Source organism: Desulfovibrio oxyclinae DSM 11498 (genome assembly GCF_000375485.1).
Classification (GTDB): Bacteria; Desulfobacterota; Desulfovibrionia; order Desulfovibrionales; family Desulfovibrionaceae; genus Pseudodesulfovibrio; species Pseudodesulfovibrio oxyclinae.
This window is the reverse complement of the sequence record NZ_AQXE01000010.1, coordinates 24,433-48,592: the sequence shown is the minus strand read 5'-3', so window position 1 is coordinate 48,592 and position 24,160 is coordinate 24,433. Positions and strand designations below refer to the sequence as shown.

The window sequence follows — 24,160 nt, the reverse complement described above, 5'->3', positions numbered from 1 at the left end:
GCTTTCGGGCCCGAAGCAAGAGCCCGCTTAGTTTTATCGAGAAGTTAACCAATGCTTTGGATTAATGGGTTTTTGGTGAAAACGCAATTCAAAATACAGCCCGGGCCCGCCCACGAGCGGGTAATACCCGGTTTTTCCGATGGGTTCATCCTTCTCCACTTCCTGTCCGGTTTGAACAAACGTTTCGGACATGAAGGCATAGAGGCTGTAATAGTCAAACCCATGGTAAACGATAACCACCTGCCCAAAGCCGCGAAGTAGGTCATTGTGCACCACTTTGCCCCAGAATACGGAGCGCACCTCTTCCTGGTCACCGGTTTCGATGGCAAGTCCACGCCGAGGTGGAGTGGCTGAAGGGCTGAACCCGGCTGCAACGGAGCCTGCGGCAGGCCAGGGCAGAGCACGTTTATAGTGTTTGAAATTCTTGGTCTTCTGCGTCTGGAGGCGGTAGTTGAGCGTCTTGATGTCCGCAAGGATACCCTTGAGCTGGCTTTCAAGATCCTGCTTTTTCTCCCTGACGTTACGCAGTTCGCGTCGAAGAGCCAGCTTGTCCCGAAGCAGCCTGTCCTTGGAGGCGTTCACCCGCTTGAGCTGCGCTTCGGCCTCTTTTTCAAGCAGTTTCTGCCGTTCCAGATTCTTTGCCAGCTTTTCGGTGGTCTCGCGGACCGCCACGAATTTTTCGCGTGTCGCGCCGTACACCTCGGCCAGCCATGTGAACCGACGGTCCGCGCTGTCCCAGCTCGCAATGTTGCCAAGCTGGGCCCGTAAATTCGTCAGGTGCACCGGCCAAATTGATTTGACGAGATTTTGCAGCTCGGAGAGCAACTGTTTGCGCTTGGCGTCGAGCTCGTAATGCTCCTTGCGCGCTTCATGCTCATGTTCGCGAATCTTATGCAGCTCGGCTTCTTGCGCACGGACCTCCGGCAGCAAGGTCTTCATGCGTGAACGAATATCGCGCAGCTTTTGCGAAAGACCGCCCTCACGCGCCTTGAGGCGTTTCATGAGCTGTTCCGTCCGGTCGGCTTCCTGCTGCTTTTCCTGCAATTGCTTGTGCACCGCCTGAGCCATGGCATGCGTCCCGAAGGCCGCAACGGCGAAGATAGCGAGGAATATGATAATCAACCGGTTGGAATGCTGCATCTAATCCAGAAATGTCTTGAGTGGGCAGGTTTCACAAAGCGGTGCTTTCTTTTTACACCAGTCCTTGCCCGTGCGCACGATCAATGCATGAAATTCGTTGTACAGTGCCACATCCTGATCCAGAGCGTCCATGAAAAGAGCCTGTAGCTCATGATACTCGACTTCCTCAGAAACCATGCCGTGTCTCGCAAACATCCTTGCAGTGTAGGCATCCACCACGAAAACGGGTCTGCCAAAGGCATAAAGGAGCATGGAATCGGCTGTTTCCGGACCGATCCCTTTGACTGAAAGCAGGGTTTTGCGAAGCTCTCCGGTTTCGAAGTCATCAAACGCCGCAAGATTCCAGTCGCAGCGGTCCCGAAGAAGTTCAAGAAACCCGCGCAGCCGTGCGGCTTTTATGTTGAAATAACCAGCCGGTCGAATAAGGACGGCGAGTTCTTCGGGGGGTAAGGCGTACATGGCCTGTGGCTCCATGCACTCCGCCTCCTGAAGGGCAGCAATCGCCTTTTCGACGTTGGTCCACGCGGTATTCTGGGTGAGAATGGCACCGACGCATANTTCGAAAGGTGTTTCACCGGGCCACCATCCGCTTGATCCAAGCGAATCGAGCATGGACCGGTACATGCTCTCAAGCCGTGCGGCGGTGCCCATGACTAGATTGCCACCTCTTTCCAGAGCAGTGCCACCCATTCACCCTGCCTGAAGATTTCAGGCCTGGGCAGTCCCCGACGTTCATACGCTGCGGCTACGCGTTCGGCTTGCTCGGCAAGGATGCCGGAAAGGATAAGGCTGCCGCCTTTCTTGACGTGCCGGACAAGATCGCCCGCCATTTCGATGAGCGGCCCGGAGAGGATGTTTGCAACCACCAGATCATAGGTTCTGTCCGCCGCGACGCTTTCGACGCCACCCACGGAAAGCGCAATGTTTTCAGCGCAATCGTTGGCATTGACGTTCTCGCGTGCGCAGACCACGGCCTGCGCATCAATATCCACGGCGAGCCCCTCAAGGCCGAGCTTGGCAAGACCTATGGCGAGGATGCCGGAGCCGGTGCCCATGTCGAGAAACTCCATGCCCTTGGCGATGCGTCCTTCCTTGGAGAGTTCGCCGATGAGCTCAAGGCACAGGGATGTGGTGGGGTGGTGGCCGGTGCCGAAAGCCATTTTGGGTTCGATGACGATGTGCGTCATGCCGTCGTCCATCTGATCCTTGAGCCACGGCGGCAGGATTTCGAAACGGTCGCCGCAAGAAACCGGGGCGAAAAAATCTTTCCAGGCCATGGCCCAGTCCTCGGATTCCTGTTCGTGATATTTCAGGCCGCAGCCGGGGAATCTGGTTTCAATCTCGCGAACGAGTTCCATGCCCAGAGGGTGGTCTTCGAGAAAAAGGGTATAGTTTGCGCGACCGCCTGATTCGATCTCCTCCCAGCCGTGGGGGACTTTGGAGGAGAGAAATTCGGTGCATTCGTCGGACTCGTCAGCGGGAACGGAGAATTCTATCTTGAGCAGGGTCGCCATATCGCCTTCATCTTCCCTTGAAGTAGAGGTTTAAGAAAAAAACAAGCTAATTCGATGTGTTCAAAATTAAGTCATGAAATCAACGAGGGAGCCCTTGCCAGTATACACCTGATTCATGACCGAGTCGTTGAAACTGCGGCTTTGTTCGACGGGGTCATTATGCGGAGAATCGGTGCGCTGGCCGGTCTGCGTGTCGTTGTCGGGACCGCTGGAGCGTTCGACGGAGCCTCGCTCTTCGCGTCGGGAGATGTTGTCCACGCCCGCATCGGCGAGTCCTTCGTACGCATTGTTGATTCCGGATATTTCCATAAGGCCCTCCACGTTGCTCTACAAGGATAAACCCCCGGAGCAACGTGGTCAAGAAAGCGCCTAGGACGGTATTCTGGCGGCCAGAGCCTCAATAGAACGGTTGAACGCTTCGGCTTCTTCCCAGAAGGGCATGTGACCACTCTGGTTGAAGATCTCAAGACGGCAGTCCGGCATGGATTCGGCGGTGAACCGTCCGGTCTTCGGGCCGAAACAGACCTTGGCGTGTGAGCCGAAGGCGGCCAGCGAAGGAACCGAGACCGTTCCGAGCGCATCCACGTAGTCGCATCGCGCATAATCCCTGTAGATGGCTGCGGCCGAGGACGGTTTTGCCAGAAGGTATTCCGCAAACATCCAGTCGAAGTCCCGGCCTGCCGCTCCTGCGGCGAACATGCCGTTGACAAAGGAACGCCCGTATCCGCTGCGGTTGGCGACAAAGGCGTTCAGAAAGATGTCCAGCGCCATGGCGTCGCGCCCGCGCAGACCGTGAGTATTCCATTCGGCGGGATGCATGGGGGCGGGCGTGGCTTCAATGAGCCCGAGCGCGGCAACACGGTCACTCCCGAAACGGCTCCAGTAGTCCAGCACCAACGGCCCTGCAAGCGACCAGCCGCACAGGATGCAGCTTCGCAGGTCCAGCGATTCGATCAGTTCCCGCAGGTCTTTCGCGTATCGTTCAAGCGTGTGTCCGCGGCGGGATGTTTCGGAACGCCCGTGGCCGCGCAGGTCGTAGGTCACCACCTTGAACCGGCTCGACAGGCCGTTCACCTGACGATCAAAGAAACGGCAGCTCATGCTCCATCCGTGGACAAGCACGAGGGGACGGCCGCTACCGTGCGTCTCGACATGCAGCCGGACGCCGTCGCTGGTGATCATTCCTTTTCGTTGAGTTCTGCCAGTTTACCCTTCCATTTCTTGGGGAAGGGCTTGATGTCCATGACGGGTGTGCCGTCGATGGCTTCCAGCGGCTCCACTTCAAGGCGGGTGCCTTCAATGCGCATGACGCGAACCCTGTGCAGCCCCACCGGATTGGGACGGAAGGGCGAGCGGGTGGAGAACACGCCGCGCTGAGGCTTGTCTTCCTTGCCGCGCGGATGAACCTTCAGCGTCTTGCGATTCGACTCGTGGAACCACGTGAACAGTTCGACCCAGTCACCCTCGGACAGGCCGTCGAGCCCGGCTTCATACTCGGGTTCGATGTCGATGACGGCCCGTACCGCGCCGTCCTCGTCCTCCATCTTGGGGGCGGTGTTCCTGTCCGTGATGCTTGAACTGATCCAGCCGACGGGATGAATGGTAAGGTCCATGATGCCTCCTACGCGAAATGGTCGAAGCCGCTGGTTGAAAAATCCTTTCCGTTGACCCGCACGCCGGGGGTGCCGCTCACCTTGCCGAGCATCTGAACGCCCGGAACCGAGCGTACCTTGAAACCGGTCTCGAAGTCGGCGGTGCCGAGAAGTGCGTAGTCCTCGCCGCCGAGAACGAGGGTCTCCACCGGGTCGAGTCCCTTTTCCTCGCAGTAGCGTACCACCTCGGCCGGGATCATGTCTTCGGAAATCTCAATGTCCACGCCCTGTTCGGGAGTCACCAACCGGGGCAGATCCCTCGCCAGCCCGTCCGACACATCCATGAGCGAAGAGGTGCCTGCCGCGGTGAGCAGGGAGGCGATCATCAGCTTCATCTTGGGGCGCAGGTGGGCACGGCAGGCGGCGGGATAGGCTTCCTTGGCGGCGTCGCCCATTTCTTCCATGGCGAGCATACCCACGCGGGCAAGCCCGAGATCACCGCAGACGAAGACCCCGTCACCAACGGCGGCTTTTCTGCGCTCGATAAAACGACCCTTGGAACCACCGGCGCCGAAAATGGTGATGTTCACGCCGAGCTTGTCGGCCCGGCTCAGATCACCGCCAGCGAGCACCAGATCGTTCTGGCGGGCGAGGGCAGACATGGATGAGAAGAACTCATCCCAGAATCCGTCCGGCAGGCCATCGGGAATCATCAGGTCCATGTTGAAGGCAATCGGTCGCGCGCCCATTCCGGCTATGTCCGAAAGGTTGACCGCGAGTGCCTTGTAGCCGATATCGCCGGGTGAAAAATATGAGCGCCGGAAGTGGACATCCTCCAGAAACAGGTCCGAACTGACGCACAGGTCCGATTCATTGGACAAAATGCAGCAGTCGTCCCCGCGTCCGAGCTTCACGTGCGGATTGCTCAGGGTGAAATGGGAATCGATGAGTTCCAGAAACGCGTCTTCGCTGGCAGGGTTCATGACATTCTCCATTACAAGAGTTCCACGTAATCTTTGATGATAACCTTGAGTCCGAAGCCCGGGAAGTTGATGCGGTACTTGTCGGGCGGGATACGGGCGATGATCTTGCCTTTTCCGAAAATCTTGTGGCGGCAGAAACCGAGCTTCTCGGAATCGTCGGAGCCGGATTCCGATGCGCTGCGCACCTTGTTGGTCACCTTGGAGCTCCCCTTCGGTTTCGGGGCGTTCTGCTTGCGCTCAAGACCGCCGGAATAGGACTCGTGCAGCCTCTCGAAGCATTCGTTGGGCAGTTCCATGACGAAGGGCGAGGGCATTGCCGGATCCGAGGTGCCGTTAAAGCGGTTGTAGATGGTCTTGGGCACCATCAGGCTCAGATGCTCCTTGGCCCGCGTGCAGGCCACGTACATGAGGCGGCGTTCTTCTTCGAGGTCCTCGGGGCGCTGTATGGCCCGCTTGGAAGGGAAGCGATCCTCAACGAGGTCGATGAGGATGACCGCGCTCCATTCAAGTCCCTTGGAGGAGTGAACGGTGGACAGCACCAAGGCGTCCTCGTCGATCTCATCGTCTTCGGGATCGCCGTCGAGGGAAAGGTCGGCCAGAAACTGATCCATGGTGCGGTAGTTGGCGGCAATCTGCGCCAGCTGCTCCAGTCCCTGCTGCCGTTTGGGATAGTCGTCCGGGAATTTCTCAGTGAGAATGGGCTGATAGAACGCCATGAGGCGATCCAGCGTCCCGGCGGGTGTCAGCTGGGAGCGGCGCACGGCGTCCAATTCATCAAGCAGCTCCGCCACGGCGGGATGCTTCTTGCGCATACTGGCCAGATACTTCTCTCGTCCCTGTGTGTGCAGCGCCTCGTAAATCTTGGCCACGGTCTTGGGCCCGACCCCTTTCACGTGATCCAGTGCCCGCTGCCACGCCAGCAGATCATTGGTGTTCAGGCTCAGGCGCAGAAGCGACATGATATCCTTGATGTGCGCTGCTTCGCTGAAGCGTATACCGCCGAATTTGCGATAGTTTACCCCAAGACGCGTGAGCGAGGTTTCCAGATGGAAGGACTGAAAACCGGCCCGAAAGAGCACGGCGATCTCCTTGAGCGGATACCGCTTCTCAAGCTCCAGAATCTTGTCCAGCACGATGCGCGCCTGCGTCTGGTCGCTGATGGGATAAACCACTTCGGGCTTGCCGCGCCCCTTGATCTCAGAAAAAAGGTGCTTGTCGAATTTGGTGCGCGCGTTTTCCAGAATGTTGTTGGTCAGATCGAGGATTTCCTGCGTACTGCGGTAGTTCTGCTCCAGCCGGATGACCTTTGCGCCGGGAAATATTTCAGGAAACTTGAGGATGTTGTCCACTTTCGCGCCACGGAAGGCGTAAATGGATTGGGCATCGTCACCGACAGCCATGACGTTGCCGCTGGTTCCCGCAAGCTTTTGCACGATGCGCGCCTGCACGAGGTTGGTGTCCTGATATTCGTCCACCATGACGTAGCGATAGCGCGTGGAGAGCTGGTTGCGCAGCGGCTCGTTCTCGGTGAGCAGTCTGTCGAATTCGAAAAGCAGGTCGTCATAGTCGAGCAGGGCGTGCTTGCGTTTGAATCCTGCGTAAGCCGAGGCGATTTCCGCGATATCGTCGATGTAGGGGGAGAGGTGGTAGGCCTCGCGCTGCACGATGGCGTCCAGCGGCTCCTCCTTGTTGCGGGACTTGGTGATCATGTCCAGCACGGTGTTTTTCTTGGGAAACGACTTGTCTCCCTTGCCGAGTTCGAGTTCGGCACGAATGTCTCGCACCGCGTTTTCCTGATCCCCGCGATCCATGAGCGTGAAGCCGCCGTCAAACCCGAGGTCCATGGCGTTACGGCGAAGGGTGGCGTAAGCAAATGAGTGGAACGTCCCGCCGCTGGTGCCGTCGAGCGGGCGCCCAAGGATGCCTTCGGCACGGGCGAGCATTTCCTGTGAAGCCTTGCGGGTGAAGGTCAGCAGCAGGATCTGCGCAGGGTCTACGCCCTGTTCCACGAGGTGGGCCAGCCTGTAGACGATGGTCCGCGTCTTGCCGGAACCGGCCCCCGCGATGACCAGCACCGGGCCTTCGGTTGTGGTGACGGCCTCGTACTGGGCCGGATTCAATTGATTCTTCAGGTCGATGCTCATTATGGGTCCAGATTGAAATGCTTGAGTATTTCCTGCCCGATTTCGCGCATTCGGCGCGGCTTCGAGCCATGGGAGTCGTACCAGATGGCACCACGGGCGGTATGGGTGCCGGTGCGTCCGTGAAATCCGAAAACGCTGTCGCGACCGAACTTCGCCTTGAGGTCGTACCCCGGACGGGCCAGACAGACAAGGTCCGGCGCACGGTCACGGAGCGTGCCGGAATAGAGTTCGTCAGCCGTGAAGACACGTTCCATGACCCGTTCCCCCGCATGGGTCAAGCCCTCAAGGGCCGCTTTAAGCTCCGGGATCATCCTGTCTGCGTCTGCGTCTCGCAGGCAGCCTCGCGAAAAGCGGGAACGGCGGTGCAGATAAATTCGTCCCGGATCAAGGGCAAAGGCGCGGGCCTGCGGCGAAATCTTGGAGGAATCCCATTCGCCTTCCGGCGGAAAATCCAGCGAAAGCAGACCGTTTGAGACAAGCCATGTGTTGAGGCAGACTTCGGTCTTCAACTCCGTGAATCCGTGGTCCGCATGGACCATCAAACGCTTCGGCTCCGGCAACGCATCATACCGTTCAAGAAAGTCACCCACCGCTTCATCCCAATCGTGCAGGAAATCCATGCATTCCCGGTGCAGCGGATGCATGGAATCCGTCACCGCAGTGTACAGAAAATGGAAAAGCCGATCCGTTTCCGTCAGCACGAAGATGAAAAGATCCCAGCCGTGGTCGGGCCAGAGCATGTCCAGCGCCTTGCGCCGCGTCTTGAGGCTTTCGCGCAGGCCCAGAAGAAGTCCCGCAGGGTCAGCGGAAGCATTGGCGGTCTCCGGCTCAATGAGGTAGCCCGCTTCCTTCAGCTTCGGCAGCAGAAAGGGCGGATGCACGGCGCGGGCGAGGTCTTCGGCTACAAACCCGGCCACCAGCATTCCCCGGATGGGACGAGCCGGATAGGTGTTGGGCAGGTTGATGACCCGTGAAACGCGACCGGCTTCCCCCAGACGATCGAATATGGTGGGACAGGCCACGGCTTCGAAACTGGCTGGCGAGGAGCGGTAGGTGTCCGGGTCAAACCGCGCAAATCCGAAAACCCCGTGCTCTTCAGGTCCTTTTCCCGTGAACATGGAGGTCCAGTTCACCGGAGAAAGTTCGGGAATTTCAGCGTCAACGGTGTCCGCTTCAGCGGCGATACGGGCGATATTGGGCAGGGTGTCGCCGAGCTTGCGGGCAAGGTCTAGCGGAAGCCCGTCCAGACCGAGCACGGCCAGCCGATGCCACTGCCTGTCCTTCAGTACGATGCTCACGGATACACTCCGAAAAGGACCGCCGAAGCGGCCCCTTCAGGGGGCTACTTGAGCCGCGCCTCGTATTTCTTCAGCAGAAAGGCCGGATTGTACGAGAGTTTGGCCTTGCGCAAGCCCTCGTCACCAAGGTCCTGCTCACGGTTCACGTATTTGAACTCCTGGGCGTTGTGCTTGAGGAACATCTGGTTGATGGCCTGATAAACACCCTTGTAGCGCACGTCGCCCTTTTCGAAATGAATGACCACCGTTTCCTCGTCCAGTGCCTCGGCCACGGTGTAGGCGATGACCCGACCGTCCACGCGAATGGCGCCGCCGTAAAGGGTTCCGATACGGTCGAAGTCATGCAGTACACGCTCGATGGCGTGATTCTCGGCCACAAGCGCTTCAGACGGGTTGTTTTCCTCATACCAAGCGATCCATTCGGCCTGCATGGCGAGGACTTCCTCCACGCACTCCGGCTCCATGGGATGGTAATTGAAATCCGTTTTCTTCACGAACTGGTTGAGCAGGTTCTTTTTCTTGTGGAACTTGTTGCCCCGCAGCTCGGTGAGGTCTTCGACCGAATAGAGGTAGTCGAAATGGTCCCGGTTTTCAGTCAGTTCGATGCGGTCGGCGTACGCTTCCTGCCAGAGTTTGGCGAGGTAGTCGGGCACGCGGGTGAATTTGCCTGCTTCCACCATGGCCTTGCACCCGAACCAGTCGTACTCGTGCCATGGGCCCACTGGGGCCCAGCAAACGGTTTCCGGCTTGGTCTGACGGATGAAGACCATGTTCTTGTGAAAGGCCCATTCAAGCCCGTAGTGCTCGGCCCAGCCCCAAATGTTGGCAAAGGCATAGTCTGAGCTGGCCCTGTCCGGGCAGCTGAACAGTGCTTTGTGATATTCTTCCTGACGCGCAAGGCTGATCGGTTCAAATTCTAGCGCCATTGAATGTACCCTTCTTGAGTTTTCGTTCCTTTATCATTGCGAATTTCTGCCAGTTGCGGGTGGCGTAGGTGTGCAGCAGAACTGCAGCCTGTATCACCTGCGAGCAGAGCATTGCTATCCATATCCCTTCGGCCTCGTTCATGAAATGATGGCCGAGCATCCATGCCAGCGGCAAACGCACGAACCATGTGGCCGATCCCATTATTATCATATTATATAAGGTCGCCCCGGCACCGTTGAGACAGCCCGCCATGATCATGCTGGTAAGCGTAAACGGTATCGCGAGCACGTTCCATTTCAGGTAGCTGAGTGCCTGCGCCTCAACGAGCGGCTCCTGCGTCAGCAACGCCACCCATGGCGGCAACAGCGGCCAGATGGCGAAGGTCAACAGGCTGATGCTGACCACCCCGATTCCGAGAATCTTGTACCCGAACGCCTTGGCGGTGTCCGGGTCGCGTGCACCAAGGTAATGCCCGATGAGGATGCTCGCCGTCATATTCAGTGCGAACGCGGGCAGAAAGAGCAACGACTCGATGCGCAGGCCGATGGACATGCCGGCCAGCGCGTCCACTTCGCCGCGGGGCAGGCTCGCCGTGATGGCGTACAGCACGAGATACCCGGAATGCCAGACGATTTGCATGAGACCAGAGGGCCATGCCACCTTCACCAGATACGGCAGTGCCGCCTTGATCCAGCGAACCGGCGGAAAACTTGCGGGGTCCAGGGCGCCCTGCTTGAGCAGCACGATGAGGTTGCTGATCGCCCCGGCCGTCACGGAGCCGAAGGTTGCCCACGCGAGCCCTTTGTATCCGAGGTTGGGCAGCCCCCACATGCCAAGCCCGAGGCCAACGTCCATGACCGCGTTGACGGTGGTCACGACCACCATGGAATACAGCGGCACCATGACCTGCTTGCGGGCCCTGAAAACGGCGTTTGTGGTGATGAGCAGATAATAGGAGGGCAGGATCATCAGGTAGACGTTGAGGAAATACTCCGTGACGTAGCGCATCTCCTGCGGCACCTGCAGCGCGTCCTGCAAAAGCCCGCGGCAGGGCATCCCCACGAGGAGGAAAACGCCCCCGAGCGCCAGCGCACAGGCTACGGCAAGACTGACGTAGCGCTTGACCCGCTTATGGAGTCCGGCGCCCTCGGACTGGCTGATGGCCGCGACCGCACCGTTGGCCACGGCGATGGCCACGACCAGCAAAAAGAACAGGGATTGGGTGATGATTCCCAGCGAGGCCTGAACTTCGCGGTTGATCTTGCCCGCCACCCATACGTCGGCCATACCGATAAAAAAATGGAATACCATCATGAGTACCTGCGGCCAGGCAAGTCCCCAGATGGTTTTATAGGGAGAACGCGTCATGCGCTCCGAGAGTTCAGGACTGCTCAACGATTCGCTCCTCGATCAAGTGCATCCCGACAGGATAGCCATTTTACGGAAAAAGCCAAGAGGCGGGAGGCAGGAAAATCCTCCCCAGTCTGATCGATCTGGATCGCGGCCGGTTCGGCTAGTCGTGCCGATGCGGGACGTCGCCCTCTACGTGGACGTGGGTATGGGTATGCGGAACAAGGGTTCCCGAGACTACTCTTCCGTCCTTCATGGCGGCGATACGCTGCGTGGTGGCATCGAGAAAATCGGCCTCGTGGGAGACAATGAGCTTGGGGACGTCCAATGAATTAAGCGTCTCGACCAGTTGCTCCCGCGCCTCGGGAGACAGGCCGGTGGTAGGCTCGTCGAGCACCAGCAGGCCGGGGCGCATGGAGAGAACGGTAGCCAGCGCCACAAGCCGCTTTTCGCCGCCGGAAAGTCGGTACGGGACGCGATCCTCGAAGCCGTGCAGCCCGAGAGATTCGAGCGTGCTCACGGCGAGTTCACGCGCCTCGGCGCGGTCCATGCCCTGATTCAGCGGGCCGAAGGCCACGTCGTCAAGAACCGAAGGGCAGAAGAGCTGATCGTCCGCATTCTGGAACATGAAACCGATTTTCAACCGGACCCGTTCAAAGTCGTCAGAAGTCTCCACGGACTGATCGAAAATACGGATGCTGCCGCCATCGGGCTTGATCAATCCCATCAGCACGTGCAGCAGGGTGGTTTTTCCGGCACCGTTGGGTCCCATGAGCCCCAGACTTTCGCCTTGATGCACGGTCAGGTCGAGGTTGTCGAGCACCTTCCCGCGACCGGGCCACGCGTAGGAAATCTGTTGCAGTTCGACGAGGTGGTCGTTCATGCGGTCCTCCGGATGAATTCTAGCCAGATGAGTCCGGCGGCGACGAGCAGGATGAGGGTCAGGAAAGCCACATCACGCCCGGATGTTCGGAATATGGCGAGGGAGTGGAAGCGTCCGGAGAAGCCCCGGCAAATCATGGCGTCACGAACACGCTCGGCCCGGTCCCAGCTGCGCACCAACAGCATCCCGGCCAACCATGCATAGGAGCGGTAGGTGTGCATGTCAGTGCGGGGACGAAAGCCGCGGGCACGCGCTGCTCGGTTCATCCGGTCCAGCTCCTCGCGGATCAGCACGGCGTACCGATGCGTGAAAACCAGCATGTGGCAGAGCTTGTCGGGCACGCGCAGGGACTGCATGGCCGGACCCAGGTCGCGAACCGGGATGCTGCCCATAAGCGCCGTAAGCGAGAGCACTACGGCGTTGGTCTTCAGGGTAATAAGCCCGGCCAGCCGAAGACCTTCCAAGGTCACTTCAAGCCCGGCAACACTCGTCAGCGGCGTACCAGGGGTGCTGAAAGGAAGAAATATCCACATGAAAAGCGTAAAGAAGTTGACCGCCAGCAACCGCTTTGCCAGCCGCCCAAACGGAAGCCGCGCCGCAAACGCGAGCAAAGCCCCCACAAGCAGGGCGCCACCGGCCGCCACGGGACTCGTCAACAGCGCGGCGGGCACAGTCAGGACCACTGCGGCAAGCAGCCTGAAACGCGGGTCCAGCGAGTGGACCGGTGAGGCGGTATGCGCGAACGGTTCGGTTGATTCCGGCAAGAGGTTACTCCGGGCTGACGGGTGTGCTACGTGATGCGATCAGGTAGCACACGGCAGGTCGTCCCGCAAGATCAGGCCAGGTCCACTTCCGGGGCGATGGCCGCGATGGCACCGATGGAAAGCGTCAGAAATTCGCCGAGATCCATGCCGATTTTCTCGCATTCACGAATGCAGTCACGGTTGACACTGGCCGCAAAAGCCTTGTCCTTCATCTTCTTCTTGAGGCTTTTGGCCTTCATGCCGTCCATCTTGGTGGGGCGGACGAGGGCCGCCGCGTGGATGAGGCCGGTGACGGTCTCGCCGCAGCGAAGCGCGTAGTCGAACTCGGTTTCCGGGTCTTCGGCCCCGTTCATCTCACAGGCGTGGCGACGGATGGCGTTGATCGCGTCTTCGGGCAGGGCGCCGTCAAGCATATCGACCGTATCGAGGCCGTGCCGTTCGCCGTTTTCCTTGGTTCCGGCGTAGTCAAGATCGTGCAGCAGGCCGGTGACGCCCCAGAGATCTTCATCCTTGCCGAGCTTGCCAGCCAGCGCACGCATGACGGCTTCGGATTCCAGGGCGTGGTTGATGAGGTTGTCTTCGCTGTTGTGCTTCTTCAGCAGTTCAAAGGCTTCCTGACGGTTCATGGTCTCTGATTCCTTGAAGGTCTTTACGGTTTCAATACAGCCAGCAGGCAGCTTCCACGCCCGGAGCGACTTCCTTGAGCGGCGGCTCCTCTTTGGGGCATTTGTCAAACGCCTTGGGACAGCGCGGGTGAAATGGACATCCCGAAGGCGGCGCGGCGGGGTTGGGTGGTTCACCCTGAAGTTTGACGGCGTTGCTCACCGCACCGGGGATCGGGACAGGCACCGCCGCGAGAAGCGCCTGCGTGTAGGGATGCCTGGCGCCCGCAAACAATGTCTCGCTTTTGGCGAGTTCAACAATTCTTCCAAGATACATGACGGCCACGCGGTCGCACAGATTGCTGACCACGGACAGGTCATGCGAAATGAAGAGATATGTCAGGCCAAAGCTGCTCTGCAACTCGCGCAGCAGGGAGAGCACCTGCGCCTGTACGCAGACATCCAGCGCGGAGACCGGCTCGTCGCAGACGATCAGTTCCGGCTTGAGGGCCAACGCGCGGGCAATGGCGATGCGCTGACGCTGTCCCCCGGAGAATTCGTGCGGGTAGCGCGAGGCGTAATCCTCATCCAGCCCGACCTGTTTCAGTAGCCTGACGGCTTCGGCCTTTCTCTCGGCACGGTTGCCGAGCTTGTGGATGTCCAACGGCTCCCTGACCGCGGAACCGATACTTTGGCGGGGATTGAGCGAGGAATACGGGTCCTGAAATATGATCTGGATGCTGCGCCGAAGCTCGCGATCGTCCCAATCATCAAGCGCCTTGCCTTTGAATTCGATCTGTCCGGAGTCCGGCGGTTCCAGGCCACAGACGAGCCTGCCGAGAGTGGACTTGCCGCACCCGGATTCGCCCACGAGACCCATGGTTTCACCCTCGCGCATGGTCAGGCTCACCCTGTCCACGGCGCGAAGACGCGAGGCTTCAAGGCCCAGCAGTCCGCCGCGAACACGGTAGGTCTTGGTCAGTTCCGAGAGGGTGAGCAGGGCGGTCATCCCTTCACCCCCTTGTCGAACAGCCAGCAGCGCAGGTGCCTTCCCTCACGCACCACCTCGCGCGGCGGAACGGTACGGCAGATATCCATGCAATGCGGGCATCGGGGATGAAAGCGGCATCCTTCGGGGCGATGAAAAATGGATGGGACCGTGCCGGGCAGCGCCTGAACCGGCGTTCTGTCGCCAAGTCTCGGCACCGAGGCCATGAGTCCCTGCGAGTAGGGATGCAGCGGCTCGGAAAAAAAATCTTCGGCAGGAGAGAGCTCCACCAGCTCGCCAGCATACATGACCGCCACGCGGTCCGCCATGCCCGCCACCACGCCGAGGTCGTGCGTGATCAGCATGAGCGATCCATTCATGCGCTCCTTGAGCTCGGACATGAGTTCGAGCACCTGCGCCTGTATGGTCACGTCGAGCGCGGTCGTGGGTTCGTCTGCGAGCAAAAGCTCCGGTTCACAGGCTAGCGCGATGGCAATGACGACCCGCTGCCGCAGCCCGCCCGAAAGCTCGTGGGGAAAGGACCTGGCGACCCGCTCAGGGTGCGGAACTCCTGTGAGCCGCAGTGTCTCCACGGCGCGAGCGTCGGCTTCGGCCCGTGACAGGTTCATGTGCAGCCGCACGGCCTCGGCGATCTGTTCGCCCACGCGAAAAACAGGGTTTAGGGCGGTCATGGGTTCCTGAAAGACCATGGAAATGCGATTGCCGCGCATGGCCCTGAGCTGGTCAGGGTCCATTTCGGTGGTATCGTCGCCATGGAAAAGGATGTGTCCGTGCGTGATCCGGCCTGGCGGATCCGGGACGAGCCCCATGACGGAAAGGGCCAGTACCGACTTGCCGCAGCCCGATTCTCCGACAAGGGCAAGGGTTTCGCCTTGCATTACGGACAGGCTGACGGTATCCACCGCCTTGGCCACGCCCTTGGGGCTGGCGAAGCTGGTCGTGAGGCCCTTGATTTCGAGGACGGGTTGCGCCATGTGGGTCGATACTCCGGAGTTTCCGGATGTATACAGCAAATCCGTCCATTTAACAACGATCCCCGGGAGTGAACGTGAAGAAGGTAGCCGTTGTCGGCGCAGGACTGGCCGGATGCGAATGTGCTTGGAAACTGGCGGAATCCGGTGTTTCCGTGACGCTTTTCGAAATGAAACCCGTCAAGTACTCGCAGGCCCATGAGCGCGACACTCTTGCCGAGCTGATCTGCTCCAACTCTTTCCGTTCCGCGGACATCACCGCAGGCGTTGGCCTGCTCAATGCTGAAATGCATGAGCTGGGAAGCCTCGTAATGGAAGCGGCCGACGCCACCTCGGTTCCGGCAGGCAAGGCTCTGGCCGTGGACCGCGAGCTGTTCTCCCGCCACATAACGGACCGCATCGAGTCTCATGAAAACATTGAACTCAAGCGTGAGGAAATAACCTCCCTTGATGACGAACGCATTCAGGGCTTCGACGCGGTCTGCATCACCGCCGGACCGTTGGCGAGCGAGCCGCTTGCGCAGAGCCTGACACAGACCGTGGGCGGAGAGGGACTGTATTTCTACGACGCAATCGCGCCCATCGTGACGCGTGACTCCATAGATTTTTCCAAGGCGTTCTGGGGTTCCCGCTGGCGGCCCGAGGATGATGACTATCTGAACTGCCCCATGACCGAGGACGAGTACAAGTCGTTCATCAAAGCCCTTATGGAAGGGGAAAAGGTTCAGGCTAGGGACTTTGAAAAGGAAATACATTTCGAGGGCTGCCTGCCGGTGGAGGAGATGGCCGAGCGCGGCGAGATGACGCTGGCATTCGGCCCTCTCAAGCCGGTAGGGCTGACCAATCCGCACAGCGAGGAGCAGCCTTTCGCCGTTGTGCAGCTGAGGGCCGAGAATCGCGACAAGACCGCCTTCAACCTCGTAGGTTTTCAGACCAAGCTCAAATACCCCGAGCAGAAACGCATCTTCCGCATGATTCCGGGACTGGAGAATGCCGAGTTCCTGCGTCTTGGTTCCATTCACCGCAACACTTACGTGAATGCACCGGAAGTGCTGAGCGAAGAACTGGAGCTCAAGGCCCGGCCGGGTGTCTTCCTTGCAGGCCAGATAACCGGTGTCGAAGGGTACCTTGAATCCGCCGCCTGTGGATTGTGGCTCGGCATGCTCCTGCGTGCGAGACTCGAAGGCAACGACCTGAGTCACCCTCCGGCGGAAACCGCGCTCGGCGCGCTCATGGGGCACCTGAAGACCACACCGCACAAACGGTTCCAACCTTCCAACATCAACTTCGGCCTCATGCCGGGACTCAAAAAGCGTGTGCCAAAGAAATTCCGCAAGGAAGAATATGCAAAACGCGCAAGAGATGTATTCAATAACTGGCTGAATTCATAGCCTTCGAGTATGCACAATTGATTACTGATAGAATTTCGGGTAAAGGAGTCGAAATTCAATATCGAGAGAAGGTTTATTGTGCGTACTCATGTTCGTCTGATTGCTCTGGCCGCGGTAACCGTCATTCTCTGCGGATGTTACAGAAACACAACCGTCAACCCACACGTGGATGAAAAACTGGTTGAGCGAGAACAGCTTTACCAGAAGACATTCGCCCTTGAACGCCGCCTTGGATATGAAAACAGGGCCGAAAGCGTGGGGCTTCGCATTTTGCAAGCGGGTATGCCGTTTTGCAAAGACAACTGGAACTACGCACAGGGTTTGAAACTGAGTACCCTTGATTCGATTGATGAAGAATGGCAGCAGGCGTATATCGATTATCTTGATCTCCCTCGCGGCCGCGAAAATTACGTTTTCATCGAATCCGTGCAGGCCAACGGTCCGGCGGATAAGGCCGGATTGAAACCCGGAATGGTCGTCCTTGCCGTCAATGGCAACGAATTCCCCAGCGAAGGATGGGACTGGAAGCACAAGGTGGCCGACATCTGCGAGGATGCCTCGGACGAGCCGAGGGTCGTGCTTACGGTGGATGACAAGGGCAAGGAGAGAAAGCACTCCATCCACTCCGTCAAGGTGTGCGACTACGATGTTATTTACTCAAACAAGCCGGAAATCAACGCCTACGCCAGTGGCGAAGAGATCATTATCTGCAAGGGGATCATCAAGGAATTCACTAATGACTCCCAGCTTGCCCTCATCGTAGGGCATGAACTCGGGCACAACATCGCGGGTCACATCGACCAGAGTCAGGCCGCACTGAACACTGGGCTTTTCGTGGACATCCTCATCACCGGCCTGACCGGCGTAAGTTCCAATGCCGGAGTATCCATCGCGAACCAGATGAATTACAGCAACAGCATCGATCACGAAAAGGAAGCCGATTACCTCGGCCTCTATTTTGCTTACCGTGGTGGATACAATGTGGAAGATGCCGCAAACGTGTGGCGAGGCATGGGTGCCGAAAGCCCCTATGCGATTTCCCATGATACGACGCATCCCAACTCGGCGAGCCGTTACGTCTATATCAATGAAACCTATGATGAAATCATTGAAAAAGAGCAGCGTAACGAGGTCATCCTGCCCAACCTGACGCAGGAGGCTCTCGACCATTACGGCGGTGTGGAAGAAGTTCCTTACGGAAGCCCCCGCGAGCGGGGCGAGATCATCGCCTCAAAGTAGACACAAGCCCCGCTTCGGCGGGGCTTTTTTATGCTTGATTCCCTAACGGGCCGGGAGTAGGCATTACCGGAACCCGGAGCTTTTCATGCCGCATCACGACCATCCCTTTCACCGTTCACCCAATCGAACCATACTCAAGCTCGCGATTCCGGTATTGTTTTCCCTCGTGGCGGAACCAGTCACGGGGCTGGCAGACACTGCTTTCGTCGCGCGTCTGGGATCTGAGGCAACCGCCGCACTCGGCATCGGAACCATGGCTTTTTCCGCCGTGTTCTGGGCCTTTTCGTTTCTCGGCATCGGCACGCAAACCGAAGTCGCCCATTCTCTGGGTGAGGACGATCCTTCACGAGCCGCGAGAATCAGTTCCCTCGCATGTGCCATGGCCGCCTCGGTTGGGCTGGTTCTTTTTTTCGGTGCCCTCCCGCTTCTTGACGGCATCGGCGCGCTACTGGGCGGCGACGGGGCTGTACTGCAAAACGCCTCGGAATATATGGAATACCGATTGCTCGGTGCGCCGGGTGTTCTGGTAACCGTTGCCTGCTTCGGCGCACTGCGGGGAGCGCAGGACATGAAGACCGCTCTGTATGTTGCGGTGGGCGTCAATGCGATGAACGTGCTTCTGGACTGGCTTCTGGTCTTCGGCGTGGGACCGTTCCCTACCATGGGCGTCGGCGGAGCAGGGCTTGCCAGCTCCATCAGCCAGTGGTGCGGGGCCATCTGGGCCCTAGTTGCGACTGGTCGGATGGTCGGGCTTTCACGAGACCTTCGCCTTACGGACTGCCGCAAGCTTCTTTCCATAGGAGGCGACATCTTCGTGAGGACCGGAGCGGTTCTCATCTTCCTGTCGCTCTGCACCCGTGCGGCCAATCAGGTCGGCCCCGAGGAAGGGGCGGCCTATCAGGCTATCCGTCAGTTCTTCATCTTTGCCGCATTGTTTCTGGATGCATTCGCCATCACCGCGCAGTCGCTTGTGGGATATTTTGTCGGACGCGCCGACCGGGTGACGGCCAAAAGCGTTGCCCGGCTGACCTGCTTCTGGAGCATCGGCACCGGAGCGGCATTGTGCTTCGGGATGATCCTCTTCCGAGCACAGGTGGCATGGTTGCTCGTCCCGGCCGGAGCAATCGCCGTCTTCCACCCCGGATGGCTGACGGCGGCCCTGATGCAACCGCTCAGTTCGCTGTCATACGCCACGGACGGCATCCATTGGGGCACCGGCGACTTTCGATTTTTACGAAACGCCATGGTCATTGCCTCCATTTGCGGTGCCGCCGCCGTTATAGGCATAGAACACTTTCGACCTGCCCCCGCGCTTGTCTGGATATGGCTTGCCGCCACGCTCTGGACATTCATTCGTGCAAGCTTCGGAATCGCCAGGATCTGGCCCGGCATTGGTGACGCTCCGCTGAACAGACGTGATGCTATTTGACAAGACTAGACCGATCGGTCTACAGAGTTTCCATGGGAAAAAACACGAAAGAACACATCCTTGAGATCGGCGCGAACCTTGTGCACCGGCAGGGGTTCAACAATACCGGTATTTCCGAGGTCCTTCGGGAAGCGGACGTCCCCAAGGGCTCGTTCTATTTCTATTTTTCCAGCAAGGAAGCATTCGGTCTGGAACTGGTGGAGTTCCACAGAATTCGCTTTGTTGAAGCCATGCGCCGGCAGTTGGAGGAGTCCGAACTGCCGCCGCTTGATCGACTCAGGGGCATGTTTGCCGGCCTGCGCAACAGACTTGATGAAAGCGGTTATGCCCTTGGATGTCCCATCGGCAATCTCTCCCAGGAAATGGGAGACTTGAACCCCTTATTCGCAAAGGCTATTGCTCGCGTGTTCGACGCCATGTCACGGTATGCGGAGGGAGTCCTTTCGCAGGCCAAGGAGCGCGGAGACATTCCGGTCATAATTGATCCACGGGAAACGGCGGACTTCATCGTCAATTCCTGGCAGGGAGCTCTTGTGCGTATGAAAGCCAGTAAATCTCCGGAGCCGCTGGATCAGTTCGAAAAATTCGTTTTCTCCATTATTCTGGACCAATATTAGCAGGTCACGAGGTGACCTTTTTTACACCTCTCAACTAGACGACTGGTCTACTACAAAGGAGATTTTCATGTTCATGCTCAACCATGTTGCCCCCGAGTCAGCTGAAGGAGAGATAGGAAAAGCATACTCGGCTTTTCCGGAAGCATTCGGTGTTCCGGCTCCATTGCAACTCCTGAGTGCAAGCCCGGGGCTCTTCGAGTGCCAGATGCGACAGATTGGTTACTACCGAGACCGCTCCGCGCTGGATTTCGCGTTGACAGCTTCAATCCGCTATCTCGCTGCCGATCACTTCGGTTTGAGCGAATGCGTGGATTTCAGCAGGAACCTGTTGCTCGCAACCGGAGTTGATGACGCCGAGTTGGAAGAGATGCGCAATTCGCCAAATAATGCACCGCTTTCTGATGGGGAGAAAAGCCTATTGGTGTTCGTCATGCGCGTGGTGCGCGGCGAAAGGGTTTCGAAAGAAGACATCACCGAGCAGCGTGAAAATGGCTGGAACGACGCGGCAATACTGGATGCCTGCAATCAGGGAACGTTCATGGCAGGCACCCGGTTGCTCATGCAGGCCTTTTCCGACAAGCGTGGGGCTTGATGAATCCACGGGTCATGGGATATGAGTCCTTAGTCACAACCGATTCAAATCCAAGGATTCTCCAATGGCGCTGATATTCGGCGGGCCGAAAAAGCCCGTATACAAGGAAGAAAGCAAGAATGACCAGAGGCTTGAACTGGCCAAGAACCTGTATCTTGGCGGCAAGATCAAGATCGTGACCACCGATGAGATGCCGGGCCGCGAAATAGCTGGGGCGTTCGGTCTCATCGTCTGTCGCAGCTACATCTTCGACAACGCCTTCTACGGCCTGCTGGCTCAGGCGGTGGACGTCAACGCGGACGCCATCATCGCCTACCGCGAGAACGTTTCCTTTCATCCGGAAGGGGACAAGTACTATTCCTGCTACGGCACCGCCGTGCGCCTGAAGCCCGTCAAGAAATAGCGGCATGCAACAAAGACAAGAAAAGCCCCCGTCCCGAGAGGGAAGGGGGCTTTTTAACGCTCTATGGGGCAGGCGGACCTAGCGCTTCACAGCGGCGGCACCCTCGTATTTGACGGAAATGATCTCGTATTCGATCTTCCCACGCGGGGCGTCAACAACGATTTCGTCGCCTTCCATCTTGCCAAGCAGCGCCTGTGCCACCGGAGACATGATGGAAATGGTGCCGTTCTTGTAGTCGGCTTCGTCGGCACCGAGAAGCGTGTACTTCTTGACTTCCTCGGTTTCCATGTCCTCAATCTCAACAGTCGCGCCGAAAAGAATCTCATCGCTGTTCTGCTTGTCGAGGTCGATCAGGTCGAAATACGGCATGCGGGATTCAATGTGGCTGATGCGCGCCTCCAGCATGCCCTGACGTTCACGGGCCGCGTCGTATCCGGCGTTTTCCTTGAGGTCGCCTTCTTCACGGGCTTCCTTGATTGCCTGAATGACTCCCGGACGTTCCTTCTTCAGTTCGTCCAGTTCTTTTTTGACGCTCTCATAACCCTGAATCGAAATGGGAATGCGGCTCATGATGATCAGTCCTTGAATTTCTGTTGATAATAGTAAAGCACACCGGCCGCCGCCTCGGCGGCTGGATTGGTAGTGGTGTGCGACTGCAAAACAGTATCCCTAAGGCAACCGCAACGAGTGGTCAAGAGAAATCGAATGGAGAAGGTATTTCTGGCTATTCAGGAGCTTAGCCTTGAGAACCGCAAAGCATGAACCCCAATATCGGGCGGCATTTTTCAATGCAGGCAGGATAGAAACGAGCGTGTTCCCTGGTGCCTGAACGATTTTCCCGCCCCCAGAAGAATTCCGCTATTCCAAGAGGTCGCCAGCCATTGACGGCTGCCAACTGGAGCAGCTTGGGCGCGCAGCAGTCACCGGTTCCGGTTGGAATCCCCTTGCCTTGAAAGACGTGCTGAAGCTGGGCGCTCTCATTCTTGAAATTTCTGAGAACGTATAGTTCATGAATCTCCCGCATGAGTTGCGAAGACAGCTCACGTCGCATGCGTTTGAGTTCCGCGCGAAGCGTGGCATCCCCATTAAGAGCCTGAATTCTGCGCCCCAGCCGTTTGATTTCCGGCTCAATATGGCGGGAAACCTCGTCAAAAGCCTCCTGCTCGACCAACGGAGGAGCCCAGCCCTTCACGGCCCAGACGCCATTGAACTGACCGGAAAAGGCTTTTGCAACGCCCGGGTTTCCTGCGGCATCCTCGTACGTCATCACACCGAACATCTGGCCACGCGGCTGACCGAAAAGCGGTGTGGTCGAAAGCCTTGGGTCAGCCTCGCTTTCCGGCAGATGCCAATCAATGCGTCCATGACGCTCCAGCTCGGTCATGAGTTTCCGGCACGCCTCCATGGCCGAACCGGCCTTGAGAGAATGCTCGGTACCGCATCGGGGGCAAAAGCCCTGGCAGGAAACGGAATCCGTAGAAAAATCGCACATGACCGGAGACATTGCCTCAAGGACCTTGAAGAGTAAAGCGACAGACCTCGCCGGAATCGACGGTCTCCGTGCCTTCTTTCCGGCAGCGACGGAAGGCTTCAATTATGGCGCAAAACTGCCCCGATTGCAGGGATTGCCAGGTCTGAGCCTTGCTCTTGAGCCATATCTCGGGTAGGCGTATTGACACGGATTGCGACATTACCGCACCGAACAGGAGTATACATCACCATATGACTGACGACACCAGACCCGACCAGGGAGCCGAAACCGAAAGCAAGGGCTCCGAACAACTTCCCGAAATTTCCTTTGATCAACTGCCCGAACCGCTTATGGACGCCTGCAAACGTGTAGGCTGGTCCGACATCATGCCCGTGCAGAAGAAGGCGCTGCCTTACGTCATGCAGGGACGCGACGTCATGGTTCAGGCCCGCACCGGCTCGGGAAAGACCGGCGCCTTCGTGCTGCCGCTTCTCGACCGCATAAAGCCCGACTCCACCGACTGTCAGGCACTCGTGCTTGTCCCCACCCGCGAACTCGCAAAGCAGGTCGCTCAGGAAGCCAAGAACCTTGCCGGAGACTCCGGTATCAACGTCGTGGCCGTCTACGGCGGTGTTGGCTACAAGGCCCAGCTCGACGCCTTTTCCGAGGGCGCACAGATCGTGGTGGGTACGCCCGGTCGAGTGCTCGACCACCTCAAGGGTGGCTCGCTGAACCTGAACAAACTGCAGGTTCTCATCTTCGACGAAGCCGACCGTATGCTCTCCATCGGCTTCTACCCCGACATGAAACGCATTCAGGCATTTTTACCCGACAGGCTCGCCGGCGCGTTCATGTTCTCCGCAACCTATCCGCCCGTGGTACTGCGTCTGGCCGACCAGTTCCTGCACAAGCCGGATTTCCTGAGCCTTTCGCAGGATCAGGTCAACGTTGCGGAAATCGAAAACATTTTCTATGAGGTCCCGGCCATGGGCAAGGAGCGCCATCTGCTCAAGCTCATCGAGACCGAGAACCCCACGTCCGCCATCGTGTTCTGCAACACCAAGCGCAACGTGGAATTCGTGGCCACGGTCATCAAGCAGTTCGGCTTTGACGCCGAACCGCTGACCGCCGACCTTTCGCAGAACAAGCGCGAAAGCGTGCTGAATCGCATCCGCGAAGGCCAACTCAGGATTCTCGTGGCCACCGACGTCGCCGCGCGCGGCATCGATATTCCCGAGCTTTCCCACGTCTTCATGTTCGAACCGCCGGAAGACCCGGAGTCCTACATCCACCGTGCGGGCAGAACCGGCAGGGCTGGCGCGTCCGGAACCGTCATCACCCTCGTGGACCTCGTCCAGAAGGCCGAACTCAAGCGCATTGCCGCAAAATTCAAGATAAATCTCGTCGAACGCGAAATCCCGGACGACGAGGAGGTGGCCTCGGTCATTGAGGAACGCCTCACGGCAATGCTTGAGAAAAAACGCCGCGACCTGACCTATTTTCAGGGCGAACGCATTTCCCGCTTTCTGGACATCGCCAAACGTTTTGCCGAGGAAGATGATACGCTGGTGCTGCTGGGCATGTTGATGGATGAATTCTATCAGCAGTCGCTGCATACCCCGCCCGAAGTGCCCCTTTCGGAACAGCCCAAGAAGAGTCCTCAAAAGGGCAAGGGAAAACCTGACCGAAAGCCTTCCGGCGACAAAAAGCCCTCAGGCGACAAGGCGGGCTCGGATGACAAGCCCAAACGCAAACGCAGGCCGCGCAGGCGAAAGAAGAAGCCCGCTGAAAACAAAGGCTCGGGTGAATAAATCAAAAAAGGGAGAACGCCGAAGGCGTCC

At 58.3% G+C, this 24,160-nt stretch carries 25 protein-coding genes; 7 read left to right on the top strand and 18 right to left on the bottom strand.

All coding sequences use genetic code 11. The features are described from left to right. Window positions 1–33: 33 nt before the first annotated feature. The 16 genes from B149_RS0111665 to B149_RS0111590 all read right to left on the bottom strand — a co-directional run bounded on the left by B149_RS0111665 (window position 34) and on the right by B149_RS0111590 (window position 15,180). Complete coding sequence (locus tag B149_RS0111665; RefSeq protein WP_018125341.1) at window positions 34–1,140, bottom strand: murein hydrolase activator EnvC family protein; 1,107 nt, start codon at window positions 1,138–1,140, stop codon at window positions 34–36. Further along, window positions 1,141–1,752: an endonuclease III domain-containing protein gene (locus B149_RS0111660; protein WP_425386879.1), complete on the bottom strand. Its 612-nt coding sequence runs from the start codon at window positions 1,750–1,752 to the stop codon at window positions 1,141–1,143. Window positions 1,753–1,793: 41 nt separating this feature from the next. After that, a complete protein-coding gene (gene prmA, locus B149_RS0111655; RefSeq protein ID WP_018125339.1) occupies window positions 1,794–2,654 on the bottom strand; it encodes a 50S ribosomal protein L11 methyltransferase in 861 nt (286 codons plus the stop codon). A gap of 66 nt (window positions 2,655–2,720) precedes the next feature. Continuing rightward, on the bottom strand, window positions 2,721–2,963 hold the full coding sequence (locus B149_RS0111650; RefSeq protein ID WP_018125338.1) for a hypothetical protein: 243 nt from the start codon (window positions 2,961–2,963) through the stop codon (window positions 2,721–2,723). Window positions 2,964–3,023: 60 nt separating this feature from the next. Continuing rightward, window positions 3,024–3,836: an alpha/beta fold hydrolase gene (locus B149_RS0111645; RefSeq protein ID WP_018125337.1), complete on the bottom strand. Its 813-nt coding sequence runs from the start codon at window positions 3,834–3,836 to the stop codon at window positions 3,024–3,026. Continuing rightward, complete coding sequence (gene tsaA, locus B149_RS0111640) at window positions 3,833–4,267, bottom strand: tRNA (N6-threonylcarbamoyladenosine(37)-N6)-methyltransferase TrmO (RefSeq protein ID WP_018125336.1); 435 nt, start codon at window positions 4,265–4,267, stop codon at window positions 3,833–3,835. Before tsaA ends, B149_RS0111645 begins: the two co-directional genes overlap by 4 nt. An 8-nt stretch (window positions 4,268–4,275) precedes the next feature. After that, the gene (gene thiL, locus B149_RS0111635) at window positions 4,276–5,229 is read right to left on the bottom strand and encodes a thiamine-phosphate kinase (RefSeq protein WP_040372719.1); all 954 of its coding nucleotides are present in this window, start codon (window positions 5,227–5,229) and stop codon (window positions 4,276–4,278) included. Window positions 5,230–5,240: 11 nt separating this feature from the next. Next, window positions 5,241–7,373, bottom strand: a complete 2,133-nt coding sequence (locus B149_RS0111630) for an ATP-dependent helicase (protein ID WP_018125334.1) — start codon at window positions 7,371–7,373, stop codon at window positions 5,241–5,243. Continuing rightward, window positions 7,373–8,671 (bottom strand): alkaline phosphatase family protein, encoded by a 1,299-nt coding sequence (locus B149_RS0111625; protein ID WP_018125333.1) that lies wholly within the window; start codon window positions 8,669–8,671, stop codon window positions 7,373–7,375. Before B149_RS0111625 ends, B149_RS0111630 begins: the two co-directional genes overlap by 1 nt. 44 nt (window positions 8,672–8,715) lie before the next feature. Further along, complete coding sequence (locus B149_RS0111620; protein ID WP_026167593.1) at window positions 8,716–9,597, bottom strand: DUF2156 domain-containing protein; 882 nt, start codon at window positions 9,595–9,597, stop codon at window positions 8,716–8,718. Next, window positions 9,581–10,966 carry an MATE family efflux transporter gene (locus B149_RS0111615; RefSeq protein WP_018125331.1) on the bottom strand — a complete coding sequence of 462 codons (1,386 nt, stop codon included), beginning with the start codon at window positions 10,964–10,966 and terminating at the stop codon, window positions 9,581–9,583. The genes B149_RS0111620 and B149_RS0111615 overlap by 17 nt, the downstream gene beginning before the upstream one ends. A 145-nt stretch (window positions 10,967–11,111) precedes the next feature. Beyond that, entirely contained in the window at window positions 11,112–11,831 is a 720-nt protein-coding gene (locus tag B149_RS0111610; RefSeq protein WP_018125330.1) for an energy-coupling factor ABC transporter ATP-binding protein, read from the bottom strand. After that, complete coding sequence (cbiQ, locus tag B149_RS0111605) at window positions 11,828–12,595, bottom strand: cobalt ECF transporter T component CbiQ (RefSeq protein WP_018125329.1); 768 nt, start codon at window positions 12,593–12,595, stop codon at window positions 11,828–11,830. Before cbiQ ends, B149_RS0111610 begins: the two co-directional genes overlap by 4 nt. A gap of 71 nt (window positions 12,596–12,666) precedes the next feature. Then, window positions 12,667–13,221 carry an HDIG domain-containing metalloprotein gene (locus tag B149_RS0111600; RefSeq protein ID WP_018125328.1) on the bottom strand — a complete coding sequence of 185 codons (555 nt, stop codon included), beginning with the start codon at window positions 13,219–13,221 and terminating at the stop codon, window positions 12,667–12,669. A 31-nt stretch (window positions 13,222–13,252) separates the two neighbouring features. Continuing rightward, on the bottom strand, window positions 13,253–14,206 hold the full coding sequence (locus tag B149_RS0111595) for an ABC transporter ATP-binding protein (RefSeq protein ID WP_018125327.1): 954 nt from the start codon (window positions 14,204–14,206) through the stop codon (window positions 13,253–13,255). Beyond that, on the bottom strand, window positions 14,203–15,180 hold the full coding sequence (locus B149_RS0111590; protein WP_018125326.1) for an ABC transporter ATP-binding protein: 978 nt from the start codon (window positions 15,178–15,180) through the stop codon (window positions 14,203–14,205). The genes B149_RS0111595 and B149_RS0111590 overlap by 4 nt, the downstream gene beginning before the upstream one ends. A gap of 74 nt (window positions 15,181–15,254) precedes the next feature. Between B149_RS0111590 and trmFO the strand changes: the two genes are divergently transcribed. The 6 genes from trmFO to B149_RS0111560 all read left to right on the top strand — a co-directional run bounded on the left by trmFO (window position 15,255) and on the right by B149_RS0111560 (window position 20,848). Further along, a complete protein-coding gene (gene trmFO / locus B149_RS0111585; RefSeq protein ID WP_018125325.1) occupies window positions 15,255–16,568 on the top strand; it encodes a methylenetetrahydrofolate--tRNA-(uracil(54)-C(5))-methyltransferase (FADH(2)-oxidizing) TrmFO in 1,314 nt (437 codons plus the stop codon). Between the two features lie 78 nt (window positions 16,569–16,646). Then, the gene (locus tag B149_RS0111580; protein WP_040372716.1) at window positions 16,647–17,807 is read left to right on the top strand and encodes a M48 family metallopeptidase; all 1,161 of its coding nucleotides are present in this window, start codon (window positions 16,647–16,649) and stop codon (window positions 17,805–17,807) included. Between the two features lie 85 nt (window positions 17,808–17,892). Beyond that, window positions 17,893–19,236 carry an MATE family efflux transporter gene (locus B149_RS0111575; RefSeq protein ID WP_018125323.1) on the top strand — a complete coding sequence of 448 codons (1,344 nt, stop codon included), beginning with the start codon at window positions 17,893–17,895 and terminating at the stop codon, window positions 19,234–19,236. 32 nt (window positions 19,237–19,268) lie between these two features. Further along, window positions 19,269–19,853 (top strand): TetR/AcrR family transcriptional regulator, encoded by a 585-nt coding sequence (locus B149_RS0111570; protein ID WP_018125322.1) that lies wholly within the window; start codon window positions 19,269–19,271, stop codon window positions 19,851–19,853. A gap of 67 nt (window positions 19,854–19,920) precedes the next feature. Continuing rightward, window positions 19,921–20,445 (top strand): carboxymuconolactone decarboxylase family protein, encoded by a 525-nt coding sequence (locus tag B149_RS17105; protein ID WP_018125321.1) that lies wholly within the window; start codon window positions 19,921–19,923, stop codon window positions 20,443–20,445. A gap of 64 nt (window positions 20,446–20,509) precedes the next feature. Further along, window positions 20,510–20,848 carry a hypothetical protein gene (locus tag B149_RS0111560; protein ID WP_018125320.1) on the top strand — a complete coding sequence of 113 codons (339 nt, stop codon included), beginning with the start codon at window positions 20,510–20,512 and terminating at the stop codon, window positions 20,846–20,848. A 78-nt stretch (window positions 20,849–20,926) separates the two neighbouring features. On the opposite strand, the gene greA is transcribed toward B149_RS0111560, so the two are convergent. After that, window positions 20,927–21,418, bottom strand: coding sequence for a transcription elongation factor GreA (greA, locus tag B149_RS0111555; protein ID WP_018125319.1), 492 nt, complete (start codon window positions 21,416–21,418; stop codon window positions 20,927–20,929). Window positions 21,419–21,584: 166 nt separating this feature from the next. Beyond that, window positions 21,585–22,340 (bottom strand): flagellar protein FliT, encoded by a 756-nt coding sequence (locus B149_RS0111550; protein ID WP_018125318.1) that lies wholly within the window; start codon window positions 22,338–22,340, stop codon window positions 21,585–21,587. Window positions 22,341–22,570: 230 nt separating this feature from the next. Between B149_RS0111550 and B149_RS0111540 the strand changes: the two genes are divergently transcribed. Beyond that, entirely contained in the window at window positions 22,571–24,130 is a 1,560-nt protein-coding gene (locus tag B149_RS0111540) for a DEAD/DEAH box helicase (RefSeq protein ID WP_018125316.1), read from the top strand. The last annotated feature ends 30 nt before the right edge of the window (window positions 24,131–24,160 follow it).

Excerpts from the sequence above, each read along its gene's own strand:
- B149_RS0111550 (WP_018125318.1), bottom strand. The coding sequence starts at position 22,340 with ATGTGCGATTTTTCTACGGATTCCGTTTCCTGCCAGGGCTTTTGCCCC.
- B149_RS0111575 (WP_018125323.1), top strand. The coding sequence starts at position 17,893 with ATGCCGCATCACGACCATCCCTTTCACCGTTCACCCAATCGAACCATA.
- B149_RS0111560 (WP_018125320.1), top strand. The coding sequence starts at position 20,510 with ATGGCGCTGATATTCGGCGGGCCGAAAAAGCCCGTATACAAGGAAGAA.
- B149_RS0111595 (WP_018125327.1), bottom strand. The coding sequence starts at position 14,206 with ATGACCGCCCTGCTCACCCTCTCGGAACTGACCAAGACCTACCGTGTT.
- B149_RS0111600 (WP_018125328.1), bottom strand. The coding sequence starts at position 13,221 with ATGAACCGTCAGGAAGCCTTTGAACTGCTGAAGAAGCACAACAGCGAA.
- B149_RS0111650 (WP_018125338.1), bottom strand. The coding sequence starts at position 2,963 with ATGGAAATATCCGGAATCAACAATGCGTACGAAGGACTCGCCGATGCG.
- B149_RS17105 (WP_018125321.1), top strand. The coding sequence starts at position 19,921 with ATGTTCATGCTCAACCATGTTGCCCCCGAGTCAGCTGAAGGAGAGATA.
- tsaA (WP_018125336.1), bottom strand. The coding sequence starts at position 4,267 with ATGGACCTTACCATTCATCCCGTCGGCTGGATCAGTTCAAGCATCACG.
- thiL (WP_040372719.1), bottom strand. The coding sequence starts at position 5,229 with ATGAACCCTGCCAGCGAAGACGCGTTTCTGGAACTCATCGATTCCCAT.
- B149_RS0111610 (WP_018125330.1), bottom strand. The coding sequence starts at position 11,831 with ATGAACGACCACCTCGTCGAACTGCAACAGATTTCCTACGCGTGGCCC.
- B149_RS0111620 (WP_026167593.1), bottom strand. The coding sequence starts at position 9,597 with ATGGCGCTAGAATTTGAACCGATCAGCCTTGCGCGTCAGGAAGAATAT.
- B149_RS0111590 (WP_018125326.1), bottom strand. The coding sequence starts at position 15,180 with ATGGCGCAACCCGTCCTCGAAATCAAGGGCCTCACGACCAGCTTCGCC.
- B149_RS0111570 (WP_018125322.1), top strand. The coding sequence starts at position 19,269 with ATGGGAAAAAACACGAAAGAACACATCCTTGAGATCGGCGCGAACCTT.
- B149_RS0111630 (WP_018125334.1), bottom strand. The coding sequence starts at position 7,373 with ATGAGCATCGACCTGAAGAATCAATTGAATCCGGCCCAGTACGAGGCC.
- B149_RS0111665 (WP_018125341.1), bottom strand. The coding sequence starts at position 1,140 with ATGCAGCATTCCAACCGGTTGATTATCATATTCCTCGCTATCTTCGCC.
- prmA (WP_018125339.1), bottom strand. The coding sequence starts at position 2,654 with ATGGCGACCCTGCTCAAGATAGAATTCTCCGTTCCCGCTGACGAGTCC.
- B149_RS0111540 (WP_018125316.1), top strand. The coding sequence starts at position 22,571 with ATGACTGACGACACCAGACCCGACCAGGGAGCCGAAACCGAAAGCAAG.
- B149_RS0111615 (WP_018125331.1), bottom strand. The coding sequence starts at position 10,966 with ATGACGCGTTCTCCCTATAAAACCATCTGGGGACTTGCCTGGCCGCAG.
- B149_RS0111645 (WP_018125337.1), bottom strand. The coding sequence starts at position 3,836 with ATGATCACCAGCGACGGCGTCCGGCTGCATGTCGAGACGCACGGTAGC.
- greA (WP_018125319.1), bottom strand. The coding sequence starts at position 21,418 with ATGAGCCGCATTCCCATTTCGATTCAGGGTTATGAGAGCGTCAAAAAA.